This window comes from Sphingobacterium chungjuense (assembly GCF_011316935.1).
In the GTDB taxonomy this organism is placed as follows: Bacteria; Bacteroidota; Bacteroidia; order Sphingobacteriales; family Sphingobacteriaceae; genus Sphingobacterium; species Sphingobacterium chungjuense.
Genome location: NZ_WLYS01000002.1, coordinates 148,260 through 165,805 on the forward strand (window position 1 = coordinate 148,260; position 17,546 = coordinate 165,805).

The 17,546-nt window shown below is 39.7% G+C and carries 11 protein-coding genes; 2 read left to right on the forward strand and 9 right to left on the reverse strand.

Features of this window, described 5'->3' with window-relative positions; all coding sequences use genetic code 11:
* Nucleotides 1-44 precede the first annotated feature (44 nt).
* From GKO22_RS05425 to GKO22_RS05460, 8 genes are all read right to left on the reverse strand, one after another.
* Nucleotides 45-1,160 (reverse strand): glycoside hydrolase family 27 protein, encoded by a 1,116-nt coding sequence (locus GKO22_RS05425; protein ID WP_240920150.1) that lies wholly within the window; start codon nt 1,158-1,160, stop codon nt 45-47.
* 119 nt (nt 1,161-1,279) lie between these two features.
* On the reverse strand, nt 1,280-2,314 hold the full coding sequence (locus GKO22_RS05430; RefSeq protein WP_166333079.1) for an IPT/TIG domain-containing protein: 1,035 nt from the start codon (nt 2,312-2,314) through the stop codon (nt 1,280-1,282).
* A gap of 16 nt (nt 2,315-2,330) precedes the next feature.
* Nucleotides 2,331-3,902 (reverse strand): RagB/SusD family nutrient uptake outer membrane protein, encoded by a 1,572-nt coding sequence (locus tag GKO22_RS05435; RefSeq protein ID WP_166333080.1) that lies wholly within the window; start codon nt 3,900-3,902, stop codon nt 2,331-2,333.
* Nucleotides 3,903-3,926: 24 nt separating this feature from the next.
* Nucleotides 3,927-7,082 (reverse strand): SusC/RagA family TonB-linked outer membrane protein, encoded by a 3,156-nt coding sequence (locus GKO22_RS05440; RefSeq protein ID WP_166333081.1) that lies wholly within the window; start codon nt 7,080-7,082, stop codon nt 3,927-3,929.
* Nucleotides 7,083-7,254: 172 nt separating this feature from the next.
* Complete coding sequence (locus GKO22_RS05445) at nt 7,255-11,439, reverse strand: hybrid sensor histidine kinase/response regulator transcription factor (RefSeq protein ID WP_166333082.1); 4,185 nt, start codon at nt 11,437-11,439, stop codon at nt 7,255-7,257.
* A gap of 268 nt (nt 11,440-11,707) precedes the next feature.
* Nucleotides 11,708-12,151 (reverse strand): hypothetical protein, encoded by a 444-nt coding sequence (locus GKO22_RS05450; RefSeq protein WP_166333083.1) that lies wholly within the window; start codon nt 12,149-12,151, stop codon nt 11,708-11,710.
* A gap of 66 nt (nt 12,152-12,217) precedes the next feature.
* Nucleotides 12,218-12,718: a hypothetical protein gene (locus tag GKO22_RS05455; RefSeq protein WP_166333084.1), complete on the reverse strand. Its 501-nt coding sequence runs from the start codon at nt 12,716-12,718 to the stop codon at nt 12,218-12,220.
* 60 nt (nt 12,719-12,778) lie between these two features.
* Complete coding sequence (locus GKO22_RS05460) at nt 12,779-13,309, reverse strand: NAD(P)H-dependent oxidoreductase (protein ID WP_166333085.1); 531 nt, start codon at nt 13,307-13,309, stop codon at nt 12,779-12,781.
* 97 nt (nt 13,310-13,406) lie between these two features.
* On the opposite strand from GKO22_RS05460, the gene GKO22_RS05465 reads away from it, so the two are divergent.
* On the forward strand, nt 13,407-13,769 hold the full coding sequence (locus GKO22_RS05465; protein WP_166333086.1) for a winged helix-turn-helix transcriptional regulator: 363 nt from the start codon (nt 13,407-13,409) through the stop codon (nt 13,767-13,769).
* 363 nt (nt 13,770-14,132) lie between these two features.
* Here GKO22_RS05465 and cobA read toward each other — a convergent pair whose 3' ends face one another.
* Nucleotides 14,133-14,897, reverse strand: a complete 765-nt coding sequence (cobA, locus tag GKO22_RS05470; RefSeq protein ID WP_166333087.1) for a uroporphyrinogen-III C-methyltransferase — start codon at nt 14,895-14,897, stop codon at nt 14,133-14,135.
* Nucleotides 14,898-15,017: 120 nt separating this feature from the next.
* Between cobA and nirB the strand changes: the two genes are divergently transcribed.
* Nucleotides 15,018-17,543, forward strand: a complete 2,526-nt coding sequence (nirB, locus tag GKO22_RS05475; protein WP_166333088.1) for a nitrite reductase large subunit NirB — start codon at nt 15,018-15,020, stop codon at nt 17,541-17,543.
* Nucleotides 17,544-17,546 lie beyond the last annotated feature (3 nt).

Consider the following 17,546-nt stretch of genomic DNA (forward strand, 5'->3'; position numbering starts at 1 on the left):
ACCATCTGCTATGCTAATATCATACTTGCTATCTTCCGTACCGATTAGATAGACAACTTAAACATCAATACATCGTGACCAGCAAGGCTATGAGTCATTTTCTTACCTACGCTGCCCATGTCTTTCTTCGTCCAAACATTTCTTATTTTGTATGGAGTTTTTCCGGGATTGAATTGGCGATTTGAATGCTCATCAGTCACCTGTAAATCTTGCCAGTCTATCGAAACCGTCTTTACTTCTGTTGATCTGTTCAAGTAACACAGTGCCCACGCCCCATCTTCGAGTGGCTTAAGCCAGCATTCTACGCTATCTTTTACTAGATGTCTGAATCCTTGTATGCCCAAAGAGTCTTGATTAATAGCTATTACGCCTGGATTTGTTAATACTTCCAATGTATTTTTGTCCATGCTTCTTAGATCGTTGCCTGACATAAGTGGTGCGGCGATCATAGCCCACATAGAAAAGTGAGCACGATCTTGCGCAGGAGTCAACTGTCCATTTCCGATCTCAAGCATATCTGGATCATTCCAATGCCCTGGGCCAGCGTACTGCCGAAGTCCTTCCTGCATATCCAAAATTTGCATAATACCCAACGACTTCCATGTCCCATGATCGTGAATACAGTCGAAACAATTGTAAATATCTCCAGTAGTTCTCCAGAGATGACCTACATCCTGAGCCCATTCCCAAGGCTTATCACTACCCCATTCGCAAATGCTTAACACAATCGGTCGTCCTGCTTTTTTCAATGCCGCAGTGATTGTCTTATAAGCACCCTCAGCACGCAAGCCTTCGGTATTACACCAATCATATTTCAAGTAATCGATGCCCCATTCTGCATAAGTCATAGCGTCTTGAAACTCATATCCTCGACTTCCTGGCCTACCGCCACAGGTTTGAGACCCCGCGTCAGAATAGATGCCTATTTTCAACCCTTTACTATGCACATAGTCTGCTAGAGCTTTCATTCCCGAGGGGAATCGTTCTGGATCTGGATGAATAAACCCCAGACTGTCCCGATCTCCATGCCAGCAATCATCAATATTGATATAAGTATAACCGGCATCTTTCATTCCGTTAGCCACCATCACATCAGCAATTTCACGAATGAGTTTTTCATCTATGTTACAGGCGAATTTATTCCAACTGTTCCACCCCATAGGAGGCGTTAGAGCAAGTCCTTGAAACTTAGTATAATCTTGTACATAATTATTACCCTGACCAAAGAGGGATAGAGAACTTAAAATTAGGCTAAATAGCGCTATAAAACTTTTTATCATCATTTAACAAGTAAGATATTATCTAAATAAAGTGTGTGTGGATCGCCATTAATTTGCATGACAAAGGTTTCAAGATTTACAACTCCCGCACCTTTGAAGGTTTGTAAATCAATTTTAAAGTACTTCCAAGTATTAGCAGGTATGGCCAGAGTCTGTGTATTTTCCCAGTTGAAGTTGAAGCTAATATTAGTGGCTACAGATGCTCCTTTTACCCAGAATGTCACATAACGATAGGGATTAAGATTTACAGGTGTATTCATTGCAAGTTGCAAACCACCCCACGAACCAGTATACTCGGCTTTCAATGATGTATTACCGAATCGAACATATGCTGGATCCGAGTTGTTCGTCAAGCTTGCGCTCCATGACGAGTTATTGATATTCGTATTCATCGACTCACCGAAAATTTGATAGTTATTCTCGATGTATACAAACTCTTGTGTGGTAACACTCGATCCCGAACTGTTAAGAATTGCTAAACGTACTCTAGGTCTGCTAGTAGCAGGTAATCTGACAATCAGTTCCTTTTTTGATGTTGATATTATCTCAGCATCAATATCTGTACTATCCAAAGAGACTCTTGAAACATCTTCTAAATTAATACCTGTCATAGTTAACTCCATTCCTGCTGTAACATCGGTTGATGATACTGAAAGTACAGAGGGTACGGCGATTACTCGAAATGTAGCTTTTCCTACATCACCGCGAGTGTTGGTGAAAATAATATTTTGGATACCACCGCTTGCTGTATCAGGTACCCTGAACACTAAGGCTTCATCTGTATTGAACACTTGGTTAAATGTGGCTGGCACACTATCTCTCTCAAAAATCACTGAGCTAATTTGCCCTAGTCCTTGACCTTTCACAATCAAAACGGCACCACCCGAGGCGGAATCTGGCTCTATTCTTTCAATCTGCAAATTACCTGGCGAGGTTTGCGGGGTACCATCAAGATCCTTTTCGCAGGAAGCACATGCTATAACTAACAGCAGCATGAAAAGGGTGCTGTTGAGTATCGACTTTAAGTTTTTCATAATCTATATAAGTTTTTTATTGATATGGTACAGCAGGCTGTGCTAATAGTGGATTTAAGGTAACTTCTGCCGCTGGAATTGGAAGATATAGTTGATTTGGGCTAATAAACGTGTCTTTAACATCCATGTGCGCTATACTTCGCACTCCATCATTGACTACGTATTCTCCTCGCTCTTGTCTGTCCAAAATTTCTTTTGCCTTTGCGAAACCTTGCCGCTGCACATCAAACCAATAATCACCTTCAAAATAGAATTCGACCATTCTCTCATGTAGAATGAGATCTTTTGTAAGTGAGGTCTTATCAGCGCTCGCTGGGAAACCAGCTCGTCGTCGCACCATGTTAAATCGCTGTAGAGCTATCGCATCCGATGTGCTACCCGCATCAGCTAATACCGCTTCGGCGTAAATTAGTAGTACATCAGCATACCGCAAGATATAGGTACTCATATTATTGGATGCACCATTAACCTTTTCACCATTGCTTCCAGTTCCAATTACATATTTCGCTGAGTTTGTCCGTGTAGCAGTGTAAATTCGCATCCCGACCGGAGCAGTTTCTAACGTATCATATGTATAGCCATTCGGATAGTTTTTGTTAGTCCAGTCAGCACGGTAAAATCCATGTTCCATAATAGCATTACGACGAAGGTCACCGCTTTCAAAAGAATTTAATAGGTTGATTGATGGCACAACTGATGAGTATCCACCTGCTCCTACTGGATCTAAAAGGGGACCAGGTCCAATATTTGTTTGAGTATGATTCGCAGCAGCCCAGTCGCCATTCTCAATCCATTTGAATTCGAAAATAGACTCGATGTTACCGTTAGACGCTGCTGTAGAGAACATTCTATAATAGTCTGGGAATAGGTCATACCTACCAGAAGTGATAACTTCATCAGCTTTCAACTTAGCATTTTCGTAATCTTTCATGTAGAGATATACCTTCGCCATCATTGCTTTAGCAGCAAAAGATGTTACCCTACCACCGTTGGACTCTGGCAAACCAGCTTCAGCTGCTTGCAGATCCGCTATCACGAAGTTTAATACATCACTTTGAAGATATTTTGGAACTGTGAAATCCGTTGAGGTTGCTAATAATACTGGATCTGTAATAATTGGTACATCTTTGTAAATTCTAGCCAAATAGAAATAAGCAAGTGCGCGCATAAACTTTGATTCTGCAATACCTTTATCTAGATAAGCAGGATCTGGTACAGAAGATTTCTTGTCTTCAAAAGTATTAATGAGAATAGTAGCTACACCAGCCGATTTGTAGAAAGCTTGCCAAGCTCTCAAAACATTGGCGTCAGTCTCCGACACCGTAAAATTCATATATGGGGCATACGCTCCTGGTCCCGAGGTAATTCCCGTACCGCCCATAATATCGCCTATGCTCAGAAAAGCAAGATCCATAAATGGAAACCATGCCGCTCCATATAATAACCCGGTAGCCCCATCGACCTGCTCAGCAGTAGTGTAATAGGTCTCTAAGGTAGGTGCATTTTCATCTGGCCTCTCCAAAAAATCTCTTTTGCAGGATAAGTTTGTTAGTATAGCTATTGCTAGTATGTACAATTTCGTTTTCATTTTATCGCTAATTGAAGTAATAGATTAGAATGTGATGTTTGCTCCAATAGTATATGTTCTTGGATTGGGATAATTCCCGTTATCCACATTTGTAAAGAGCGCATTATTGTTGAACGACCCTAATTCTGGATCATATCCCGAGTACTTTGTAACTGTATAGATGTTCTGACCTGAAATGTAGATTCTGGCAGAAGCGATCTTTGCCTTGTTAACCAGTGCTACTGGAAGGTTGTATCCTAAAGACAAGTTTTGCAATCTAATGTAAGACCCATCCTCGATAAAACGATCTGACAATCTTCTGTTGTTTTCATGCCATTCATTATACCTTGGCAGTGTTCCAGCTGGATTGTTTGCTGAAAAACGATTTTCTAGGACATTGGCAGTTTGATTATTATACATATTGTAACTTCCTTCGGTTAATAATCGAGTAAAGTTTAAAATATCTGCGCCATAGCTACCTTGAAGAAATACCGAAAGGTCGAAACTTTTATAGGTGAAATTATTGGTGAAACCAAACGTAAATTTTGGATTTGGATTTCCAATAAATGTCTCATCAAAAGAGTCAATAATTCCGTCAGGAACACCTTCAGGCCCGCTGATATCCCTGTACTTTATATCGCCTATCCAAGTTCCTCTAGGCGTAACAGCTATCCCTTGTGAAGGGCTATTTTGGATTTCTTCTTGAGAGCGGAAAATTCCATCTACTTGATACCCGTAAAACATACCAACTGGTCTCCCTACCACCGAACGTGTCACTACACGATCAACGTTCAAAGCATCAGTTGCTCGATAAATCAGTTCACTAGTACCAGCATTTAATTCATTGAGTATGTTTTTGTAGTGTGAAAGATTTAGTTGTGTCGTCCAAGTAAAATCATCCTTGGTTATATTATGACTGGTAATTGCTAAATCAACACCAGTATTGGTCATTTTTCCAGCATTAGTAATAGGAGACTGAATATCATTATAGTTAGTACCAATACCCGAATAATATGGAAGTGCCGAAGGCAAAAGCATATCGGTAGTGACTTTCTTATAAAGGTCTACTGTAATATCAATCTTTCTATTTAATATTGAGGCGTCAACACCAGCATTGTATGTATTAACAGACATCCAAGCGAGATTAGGATTTGGCACATTGCTAGGCCAACTTCCTGGACCAAATGCACCTGTTTGTTGAATCAAGCCGGCCGTAAAAGCATTTGAGCCTCCACCGCCTGTCCCTCCTACGGAACCTGCACCTAAACGGATCTTTAGATAATTTAAGTTTTTAAGATCTCGCGCGAAGCTTTCATTGGTAATCGTCCATCCAGCAGAAGCAGCAGGAAAGTTGCCATACTTACGTGCAGGTCCGAAAGTAGAAGATCCATCTCTACGAAAAGAGAGATTTAAAGAGTAACGATCATCATAAGAATACCCGGCACGTCCAAAGTACGATGACATCGAACTTTTATAAATTCCACCACCAGTAGTTTCTCCTATTGCCGATCCTGCTCCAATAGAAGGGAAGTTTAAATTGAGATCATATCTATTGCCGAATAGTTGGTTTGAATCTGATTCCCAAGCCTCCTGTCCGATCTGTGCACTAACATTGTGCCTTCCAAATGTCTGGCTGTAGTTGGCATAATTAGTCAAATTCCAAAACAATGTTAAACCTCGACTTTCATTGATTTGACTTCGAGGGATAATAGATGCTGCGCCGTTGGTTACTTGAGGTTGAAAGAATGTATTTTGGTTTACTGTATAATCTACGCCAAACTGCGATCTTAAGGTGATGTTCTTTGTAACATTGATCTCTCCATATAAATTTGAAATCGCCTTAGTCTGAATAACTCTTACATCTCTCAGTGAGGCTAAAGCTAGGGGGTTTTGATCTATACCGAAATTAAATCCACCAACGTTTACCGCGGGCGCAAAGCCACCATTTGAAAAAATAGGAGCAGCAGGACTATTACCTGTGGCAATACTAATTGGAGTTGCAGATCCATTGGTAAGAGAAACTCGCTGGTTAGACCTAATTAAGTTTGTGGTCATTCCAACTTTGAACCATTCTTTGACTTGTTGATCTAAATTAACACGTGCCGTATAACGATCTAACCCTGAGCCTGTAACAACACCTTTTTGTGAGAAATAATTTGCAGATGTGTAATAAGTAGTTTTATTGGAGGCTCCAGAAAAAGCCAGTTGATGTTGTTGAATAGTACCATTTTGAAACAGGGCATCTTGCCAATCGGTTCCTCGACCAAGTACAGAAGGGTCAGCATATTCTCCGATTGGAACGTATGGATTGCCCGTTACCAGTGAGATCTCTTCAAGAACCTCATTGCTATACTGCGCAAACTGTCCAAGATCCATCATATCAATTTTCCGCTGGATCTGTGATTGGCCATAATAGGCATCATACAAAATTTTTGACTCGCCAGCCTGTCCCCTTTTTGTAGTAATAATGATGACACCATTGGCTGCCCGAGATCCGTAAATCGCTTGCGCTGATGCATCTTTCAAAACATCTATAGTTGCAATATCTGCTGGGTTTATTGTGGCTAAAGGGCTCTGCGCAGTTTGTGAAGCTCCTGCACCACCTGCACTATAGTTGGCCGAGGGTGAACTTGACAAAGGAACACCATCTACCACATATAGCGGCTCGTTTCCTGCACCTCCACTTACCGAAGTAATACCTCGCACACGAACAGAAACACCTCCACCTGGCTGTCCGCCGTTGGTACTAATACTTACCCCAGCAACCTTTCCCTGCAATGCTTGGTCAATTCCTGCCACAGGCAGGTTTTTGATGTCCTTTTCGCTTACAGATGAAATAGCGGATGTTACATCGGCTCTACGCGAGGTTCCGTAACCTACTACCACGACCTCATCTAGATTAGACGAGGACTGCTGCAAAATAATTTCTAAATTATTCTGAGTACCAACTACTACATCTTGACTTTCCAAACCTATATAGGAAATAGTCAGTATGTCGTTAGCACCAGAAATAGGAATAGAGAAGGATCCTCCTTTTCCCGTCTGAACGGAATTATTCCCTCCTTTAACTAATACAGTAGCTCCCACTATTGTGGCTCCTGTATAATCTGTTACAACACCAGTTACGATTCTGGTAGAATTGGATTGCGCATGCACGTGGTGATTCCCTGCAGCGATAGATAGCGAGAATAGCAATAGCATACAAAGCCATTCCCTACAAGTTGTTCTTGTCAAATACATCATTTGGTTTTATCATTAGGTTTATCAATGATATCCTTGAGAGGATTCATTGTTGCCAAAGTAGAAAGATCTATTTGACACATTGCCTAAAAATGGGGTTCCAAATGTTTAAAAAGAGCCTTAGATAATCCTTTTAGAGGCTTTTCATCTTATCAGCATATTCAGAAGGGGTCATATGGAATTTTTCTTTGAAAGATTTAACGAAATTCTTCGTAGTCTTAAAGCCTGTTTTGTGAGAGATAGCAGAGATTGTAAACTTCCCTTGTTCCAAGAGTTGTGCAGCCCTGCTTAATCGGTACGATTTTATAAATTCGAGAGGAGTCTGACCTGACAGCGCCAAGATACGAGTGTACAGCGTTCCCCTACTTACTAATACGAGTTTACTGAGCATATCCACGGAGAAATTACTATTATCAATATTCTTCTCAATCTCCAGAAGAACTTCTTGAAGAAATTGTTCGTCAGGTCCTTCTAAAATAACGTCTGGCGGTTTCACCTCTACTTGTTTGGAGTAACGTTTCCGTGCAGATTCTTGTTGATTCAATATATTTTTAACTTTTGACCTTAATACATCAAAACTAAATGGCTTTGTCATATAATCATTAGCTCCTGTGTTAAGGCCTTGCAATTCATGATTCTCACCAGAGAATGCCGTGAGCAGTACTATGGGTATTTGTTGCGTTCTAGCATCTGTTTTAATTTTATTACATAATGCTATGCCATCCATTTCTGGCATAGATATGTCGGTCACAACCATATCTGGATGATAAAACAATGTCTTTTGCCAACCCTCCTTACCATTTTTAGCCTCGATAATATCGAAGTCTTGTTGCAAATTGTCTTTCAAATAAAAACGGAGATCATCGTCATCCTCTACAATCAGGACGACCATTTTTTTCATTGATAGTGCTAGTTGCGGTGGATGCTGATCTTCCAATAATTCTTGGGTCTTCTCAGGTATTATGATTTCATCATTTAGGTTAGTCATTTCTAAATTCTGCCCATGTAATTCCGCACATGGAATCATCACCGTGAAGCAACTACCAAGCCCCTCATCACTATCTAAATGAAGGGTTCCTTCGTAGATTTTTACAAATTCTTTTACAATCGATAATCCGATACCACTCCCCTGATTAATGATTGATTCATCACTTTCATGCTGAAAAAAACTTTCAAATATTTTGGTGTGCTTATTTTTTGGTACGCCAATTCCCGTATCCATCACCTTAATTTCTAACATGGGTACAAGAAGGTTATCTGTCAAATAATTGAGACTTACGTTAATCTTACCGCCCACTGGTGTAAACTTGAAACTGTTTGAAAGTAGGTTAAAAAGAATTCGCTCTATTTTTTCATGGTCAAAACTACAATGAAGTGAATCATAATTGGAAGCAAAGCTCAACTGGATACTTTTCTTTTCTGCAAGATCTTTAAAAGAGTAGGTAGCGTCCTTAACAAAGGAAATAATCTCCCCTACTCTTTTATTTAGCTTCAGCTCTCTAGTCTCCATCTCTCTGAAGTCTAACAACTGGTTCACTAAATTTAAAAGCCGCTTTGCATTTTTTTGTATATGCGAAACAGAGTCTTTTACCTTCGTATCATAATCACTTTTCAGCATCTTCTCCACAGGAGCCAAAATAAGAGAAAGAGGCGTTCTAAATTCGTGACTAACATTGGTCAAAAATTTAATTTTTAAGGCGTCTAGCTCCCTATTCCTTAATGCAGCTAAACGTTCATTTTCTAAAAGACTCTCTGATTCCATCCGTTGCTGCTCAAGCGCAAATTTCTCTTTCAAACGCCTAATACCACGTCTTCTCAGAAGATATAAAAAGACCAACAAAAGTATGGCGTAGCATATATAGGCAAACGTTGTCGCATACCAAGGACTTGTAATTATAATATCAAGTGTAGCGGTATTTACATCTTGTTCTACCCCACTCAACACTGCCCTAATTTTAAATTTGTAATCCCCTGGAGGTATATTGGTGTAGGATACCTTACGCGTTTCGATGCTGGACTCAATCCAGTTCTTGTCAAACCCTTCCAGCATGTAAATATATTTAACGCGGTCAGGTCCAGTAAAATTTAAAGTAGCAAATTCAATCGTAAAGACATTTTGATCGTGCGCTAACGTAATATTTTTGGCTTCAATAATAGATCGGCTGGAATCATTTTGGAATATTTTTTTTAAAATCGTAGAAGGATCCATGCCAAAGACCTGAAAATTGGTGATGAATACGGTAGGACTTTTAATATTCTTTTGGATGGAAGATGGATAGAAAATGTTAATACCGTCTGGTCCGGCGAAGGCTAGTTCGCCTGTGCTTAGTTTCGTCGATGCGCTCCGATTGAACTCTTTTCCTTGAAGACCATCATATCTATCAAAATTTTCAAACTGCAAGGCTAGTTTTTCACCATATTTAACGCTTACTCGAGACATACCATTGGACGTACTTATCCAGAAATCACCCTGACTGTCTTCTCGAATATCAGTCAAATTGCTGTCTGGCAACCCGTCCAACATCGTGTAGTTTTGAAATACTTTCGTCTGAGGGTTATACACACTAAGCCCATCGCGAGTACATATCCAAAAATAACCTTTGCTATCCTCGATAAAGCTGTTAACATTGTCGTTAACCAGACTATTTTTATTATTGGGATCTCTTACTATTGCATGAAAACTATCATCCTTTTCTGTAAACGAATGTATTCCATACGAGGTTCCAATCCAAATAGTACGATTTCTATCTTCTAAAATTTTAAATACGTAATTGGAGGTGATTTTGCCATTTTCTAAAGTATATCTTTTAAAAGTGCCATTGGATCTATCCATATGGTTTATCCCACCCCCACTAGTGCCTACCCAAAATCTTCCTTTTGAATCCTCTAATATGGCTGCTATTCGATTATCACTTAGACTCTGGCTGTTATTCAGGTCATGTACGTAATTTGTGAATAGCCCGTTTTCGATGTAACCCAAACCTCCTAGGTAAGTTCCTACCCATACTTTTTTTGAGCGGTCAATATAGACTGATACCACCGCATCATGTGAAAGACTTCTTTTATTAGAAACGTAGTGCTTATAATGAATGGACTGATTAGTTTTTCTATTATAATAATGTAAGCCATTACCGTTAGTACCTATCCATATGTTGCCTAAATCATCTTCTTCTAAGGCGTTGATATCATTAGAGCTAGGCGCACCGAACTTAGCAGGAAGTTGGATTAAACCAAATTTAAATACGCTAGGGTGATATAAATTTATTCCCTTTCTGAATGTCCCTATCCAAACTACACCAAATCGATCGCAGTAGATACTGGATATACTATTTTGACTTAATGTTCTATCATCTGTTGGTTTATTAGACAGATGCACTATTTTCATGTCAGGCTTACTCACAATATTAATACCTCCATGATCAGTCGCGATCCAGATATCATGCTTATCGTCCTGAACAATCCCACTAATCATATCTGAACTTAGCCGATGTGTGCCACTTGCTTTGCTAAATCTAATCAGTTGCTTATTTGCAGGGTTATAGCAGTAAATTCCTACTGCAACCGCCATATTGTAAACCCACAATAACCCCTGCCTGTCAACAAAAATTCGATAAGAGTCGTTTCTGAAATTTGAAAACTTTTCCGAAAAGGATATTTTTTCGGAGATCGATCCACTACTTCTATTAAATAGCTCTACGGTACCATCAAAGCGAATAAGCCAAAAATTTCCGTCTTTGTCTTCAGCAGCATCTACAATTCGATTTTGCAAAATCGCATTCTGACTATTCGACCGAATGATAAATCGACTTGTCTTTTTGGTTTGAGGATCATACAAAAACAGAATATTTCCAGAAGAAAAGATAAATGTGCCTGATTGACTTTTTAAAAGTAATTGAACATTTGTCTCATCAATATTGTATTTACTTAATTCGGATGGAAGATCTTGTGAAAAAAAATCAGTATTAGGATCGTAAATATTGACCCCTGATCTGGTTTCAATCCATAATTTCTCGTCAGGCCCTTGTTTGATACTTCTGACATCGTTATCATCAAGAGAGTTTGACGTGGTAGAGCTGTGACGGAAATTCTTGAAATTACTACCGTCGAATCGTGCCAAGCCCGATAGTGTACCTACCCAAAGGAATCCCTTCTGATCTCTGAAAAAACAATTGATATCATTGTGTGGCAATCCCTTAGTAACATCTAGCCGAGAAAATCGGTACTGCTGATATTGTGCATTGGCAGAATAAAGGCTACAAATGCACAAAAGCACACCAATTATCATCCAACGTATGTTTTCAGACCCTCTAAGCATCATATAGTGGTAAATTTATTAGACTTACTTAAGCAAGTAGTTTTGATTATAGTTCTTATAACCTGAGAAAGATAACCTATTTAGATATTGATATATTTTTCAGTAATATAATGGTGATCAAAAATAGTAAAAGCTTTCTTTAACTCACTATTTTTTAGCAATAGGTTGATGCGGTACCTTTGTTATGGATTCGTTTTTTTAGAAAGCTCTATACTATTTTGATAAAATATAAGTCTAGTTTTGGTATGTTGATTTTGGGTGACAATTGTCTTTAGATCTCATTAATTATTTCAACAAAGTCTACATCAAAATCTTCTAAACGGGTAATTAGATCATCTGGTAGTATGATGGTTTCAGGAAGATACAGCCCTCCGTCTTTTACCGCGTCCTTTCCATTAAGGCCTAATACCCTTTCTGTTATTAGGTAGACACCCACAGCAGTAAGGTGGGCATTACCTTTTTTACCAGATACGATGGTTCGAATCTTTTTATTTTTCCCGGATAATAACACCCCTTCCATATCAATGTATAGATCGTGTGATGCTTCTAAACCTTTACTGCTACCTCGAGACTCTCCAGTAGCAAAATCAAATCTAATATTGCCCGCCTGGGTAAATGCAGCGATACTTGGAACATCCAGCGTACTCAATGGACAACCTACCGCGAATGACTGATTGTGTAAACAGATTTTTCTAGTATTTTCATGTGCTGGCACAGTTAGCCACTTCCCATCCTGCCGAATGAGTGCCGGACCCGCAAAACCATTGATATCATTTGCTACCTATTGCCCTACGGCATCCTTCTTGTCATATAACCCTGCCATTTCAATGTTTGTTATATGATCAAATTTGGCGGCTAGCTGCTTCACAACAAGAGTTAATATCCCTGCTTGCCAATGCCCGGCAAAAACAATCGGCGCAACAATTGTTTTGTGTAGGCTTAGAAATGTTGTAGGAGAAATTTGATCCGCTAATTCGCTGACTGTAATACAGGCAATACCATTCAAAATGGCCATCTCCCGTGAAATATTGAGGCGGTCTTGCATCGCGGTGATGATAAGATCAATCTTACAGAATTTGTTTAGCTCGAATCCTTTTTCCAAATTAACATAGGCCGTTTCGGAGTTACCTAATTCAGCGGCCAGCAGTTCTCCACTTTGAGGATTCCTTCCGGCAAGTACCAATTCGATACAGGTATCTGCACTTCTGATCAGGCGCGCTATCTTGCTGCCTACCATTCCATATCCGCCAATTATTAAAATTCTTTTGCTCTGAGATTCCATACTATAATTTTTAAGTAGTCTACTATTCAATTTTGTAACTTTAGTCTAAATACACCGTTTTTAAAATTCTGCTAGAAAGTTCATATATGATTTTACACCCTGCGCGATATGGTTTTCAGAAACATGAAAATCCATCCCATAAAAAGCGAACAATGGTTGATAGTCTGCTTTGACATATTCAAAACTTAGTTCGAAGGGTCTGGTCAGTTCTTTGAGTGGATATTTGTACTTGCCTGCTTCACTCAAATCCTCCTGTTCCACCCCTAGGGATATGGCCAGTGCTATTTTTTTTCTTTGAATGCGGTATCCACTTTTACTACCATATGCCCAGCCGTGCGTCATTACTTGATCGAACCATTTTTTTAACAAAAAAGGACTATTAAACCAGTAATAAGGAAACTGAAATACAATTTTATCGTATTGTTCAACTAAGCGCTGTTCGGCTAATACATTTATCTTTTCGTCCGGATAAGCTTCATACAATTGGTGAACAGTATATTTTTCTGGAAATTTTTGCATCTCCTCCACCCATCTCTTATTCATTGCAGATTCGCCTATGCTAGGATGCGTAACAATAATTAATGTCTTCATAGTAGTTTTATTAATTTATCTACTACAAATCTATAGTGCATTACATATATTCCGTACATTGCCTACCAATTGTTAGGTACTATAAATAATGTAAGTAATGAGTGAAATCAAGCAGACGTCGACTAACTTCTCCAATAAGATTGCGCTAAGTGATGAATGCCCAGAGGCGTATGCGTCTACAATTATCGGCGGACAGTGGACATTAGTAATATGCTCTTGGTTATTGAGCGGTAAGCTCCGGTTTGGAGAACTGAAAAAGAAATTGCCAAACATCACTGAACGTATGTTGACATTGCAGCTACGAAAACTTGAAGAAAATAAAATAATCAGTAGAACTGTTTATGCAGAAGTTCCACCACGTGTTGAGTATGAATTAACATCCATTGGATACGCTTTAAAACCTGTCATTAAAGAGCTCGAAGATTGGGGTGCTAGCCATAAAAAATTAACAAGTGCATAACTCGGATTTTTACGAATGACCGCCCTGAAGAAGGCAATATGGAATAGGATATAATTAAACTACCTAATGTTTAATGCGTGCATTTGATCATTAATTGTCAAAAGTAAGCAAACTTAAAACTCTCTTAGCATATTATACTGTTTAAGATCTGTTTTCTAATAAGCATATGCGGTCATTTTTATTTGTGAGTATAGCAATTTAGAAGCACTCTTGTGCTGCATGAATAGGAATTTTTTCAATAGATTATTTTCTTATCAAGTAATGCAACTTTTTCTATTTGAACCGGTTACAATTTAAAATGAAACCTATATTTCTTTTAATTGCCTCCACCTATGTGATCGGGTGTACAAAGATTCTGGGTGATCAGACAACTATTCTTTTATCTTGGAATAAACTACTGTGGATATTATTTTTGAGATTGACCACGTGTCCAATAACGATAATGGCAGGATGAGCCATTTCGTATTGTTGACATGTTTTTTTTAAATCTTTAACCGAGCAGGTCACAATTTTTTGATTTGGGCGAGTTGCATGCTGTATAATAGCCGCAGGAGTATCCGCTTTACCATATAGCACATACGTTCGCGCGATTTCCGTTAGTTTCCGCATGCCCATATAGATAATAACTGTTGAGTTGCTTTGCGCTGCAAGCATGAGGTCTGCTGCCATTTCTCCATTATTTTTCATTCCGGTCAATGCCCACACGCCCTCACTCACACCACGATGTGTCAAAGGAATATCATTTACGCCTGCGCCCTGCATACTACTGATTCCTGGAATATACTCTACGGCTATGCCTAAAGTCGTTGCATGCAGCCATTCTTCAAAACCTCGACCAAAAATATACGGATCACCTCCTTTTAATCGCACAACAGTAGAAAATCTATTAGAGTAATAACTTATTAGTGTGTTGATATCATCTTGTGGAACGTATTCGCCATAAGGATGCTTGCCAACATATACTTTTTTGCAATCTTCAGGGCATAAATCGAGTATTTCTTGACTAACAAGGTTGTCGAACAATACTATTCTAGATTTTTTTAAGGTGTCATAAGCTTTTACGGTCAAAAAATCAGGATTTCCCGGACCAGAACCTACTATTAATAATTTTTTTACCAAATCTCTCATTATTTTTTCATTTATTTATATCAAAAATACGTTTTTTATGATTTTAATCATAAAATATTTGATTTTATTAAAAATTTACACCTACTTTAGCTAAAGTAAATCACAAAAACACCATATTGTATGAATATTATAAAAAAAACAGTGGTAATTATAGGTAACGGAATGGTTGGCCACAGGTTTTGTGAAAAATTATTAGCTAAAAGCAACCAATTCAACCTTATCATCTTTAGTGAAGAACCTATTCGTGCTTATGATCGTGTACATCTTACAGATTATTTTAAAAATACCGCAGTTAATGATCTTTATTTGTCAGATTCCAACTGGTATTACTCAAATAACATAGACCTACACCTAAATGATCCGATAATAGCGATAGATAAAGAGCAAAAGTTCGTTCAATCAAAACAAGGTGTGCAGATTTCTTATGATTTTATTGTATTTGCTACCGGTTCTGCTGCATTTGTTCCGCCAATACCAGGTATAGATAAACAAGGCGTGTTTTTATATAGGACTATTGAAGATCTAGATCGCATTAAAGAATATGCGCCTCGTGCTCGCAAAGGCGCTGTGATCGGCGGGGGCTTATTAGGATTGGAAGCCGCGAAAGCATTAGTCGATCTTCAGATTCAAGAGACTGCCGTGGTTGAATTCGCTGGGCGACTGATGCCAAGACAGATTGACGATACAGCAAGCGCCACACTCCAAAATAAGCTGCACACATTAGGCCTTCATTGTCTACTGCATAAATCTACCACACAAATACTTGGAGACAACAAGATCACGGGTTTAGCTTTTGCTGACGAGACATCGATAGCCGCCGATATCCTAATCGTCTCGGCAGGCATCAAACCTCGTGACGAACTAGCCAAAGAGATCGGGCTAGCAACAGGCGCCCGTGGCGGCATCGTGGTCGATGAAAATATGAGAACATCCGATTCCAACATATTTGCGATTGGCGAGTGTGCCTTACATCAGGAGATGATCTACGGACTTGTGGCACCCGGTTACGAAATGGCAGAAATTGCCGCCTCCACTATTATAGGAGAACATAAAACTTTTTCCGGCTTTGATATGAGTACCAAACTCAAGTTGATGGGAGTAGATGTCGCTAGTTTTGGAGATCCTTTTATCTGCGAACCAGAGGCACGAACGATTCATATTGAAGATAAGAACAAGGGCATATACAAAAGATTGAACATTAGTGCAGATGGCAAAAGATTATTAGGCGGCATCTTGGTAGGAGAAGCGAGTAGTTACAATATGCTTTTGCAGACGGTAAATAACAATATGCCGATCCCCGAGCATCCAGAATTGTTGCTTTTTCACGAAAAGCTCAGCAACCAGCCTGCCGGAGCTGGCTTAGATGCGCTACCCGACACCGCATTAATCTGTAGCTGCGAAGGCATCACGAAGGCGCAGATCTGTGACGCACTAACCCAACCCGGTTGCGAGAATTTAGAAGATGTCAAGAAGTGTACAAAAGCCGGCTCAGGTTGCGGTGGCTGCATCCCTATGGTCAAAGACCTTGTGGCCCACACCATGAAGCAGCAAGGAAAATATATCCGCAATACTATATGCGAACATTTTGATTATAGCAGACAAGAATTGTTTGACCTGATCAAGATCCATGAGCTACACCATTATGATGAAGTGCTAGACGATCTAGGAAAAGGACATGGTTGCGAAGTCTGCAAGCCCTTAGTTTCTTCTTTGCTCGCCAGCATTTGGAATGAAATGATCTTGGGCAAAGGTAATGATGTCGCACAAGATAGTAACGACCGTTTTTTGGCAAATATCCAACGTGGAGGTACGTACTCTGTAGTCCCTCGCATACCAGGCGGCGAAATACGCCCGGAAAAGCTTGTAGTTATTGGAGAGGTTGCAAAAAAATACAACCTATATACCAAGATAACGGGCGGCCAACGTATCGACATGTTTGGTGCGCATGTTAATGATCTTCCTTTTATCTGGGAAGAACTGATCGCCGCCGGATTTGAAAGCGGGCACGCCTATGGAAAGGCACTTCGCACAGTCAAGAGCTGTGTAGGCAGTATCTGGTGTCGTTTTGGATTGCATGATAGTGTTTCTTTTGCGATCAAAATAGAAGAACGCTATCGCGGCGTTCGTGCACCACACAAATTCAAGTCTGCCGTCAGCGGGTGTATTCGCGAATGCGCAGAAGCACAGAGTAAAGATTTTGGCATTATCGCGACCGAAAAAGGCTGGAATCTCTACGTGTGTGGCAATGGCGGTAGCAAACCACAGCACGCGCTGCTATTAGCCAGCGATATCGATAGTGATACCTGTATTCAGTACTTAGATCGGTTTTTGATGTTTTACATCCGCACAGCCGACCCGCTGACACGTACAGCAACTTGGTTAAATAAGATGGATGGCGGCATCGACTACCTGCGGAATGTAGTCGTGAATGACAGCTTAGGTATGGCCGAGATTTGGGAGCGCGAAATGCAAGCATTGGTCAATGCGTATCAATGTGAATGGAAGGTAGCTGTTAATGATCCAAACATTCGCAAGCGTTTTGTACACTTTGTCAATGCGCCCGATCAAAAGGACGAAACCGTCAAATTTGACGAAATGCGCGGACAGAAGAAAGCGGCAGATTGGAATACCATAATTACACCATAACCA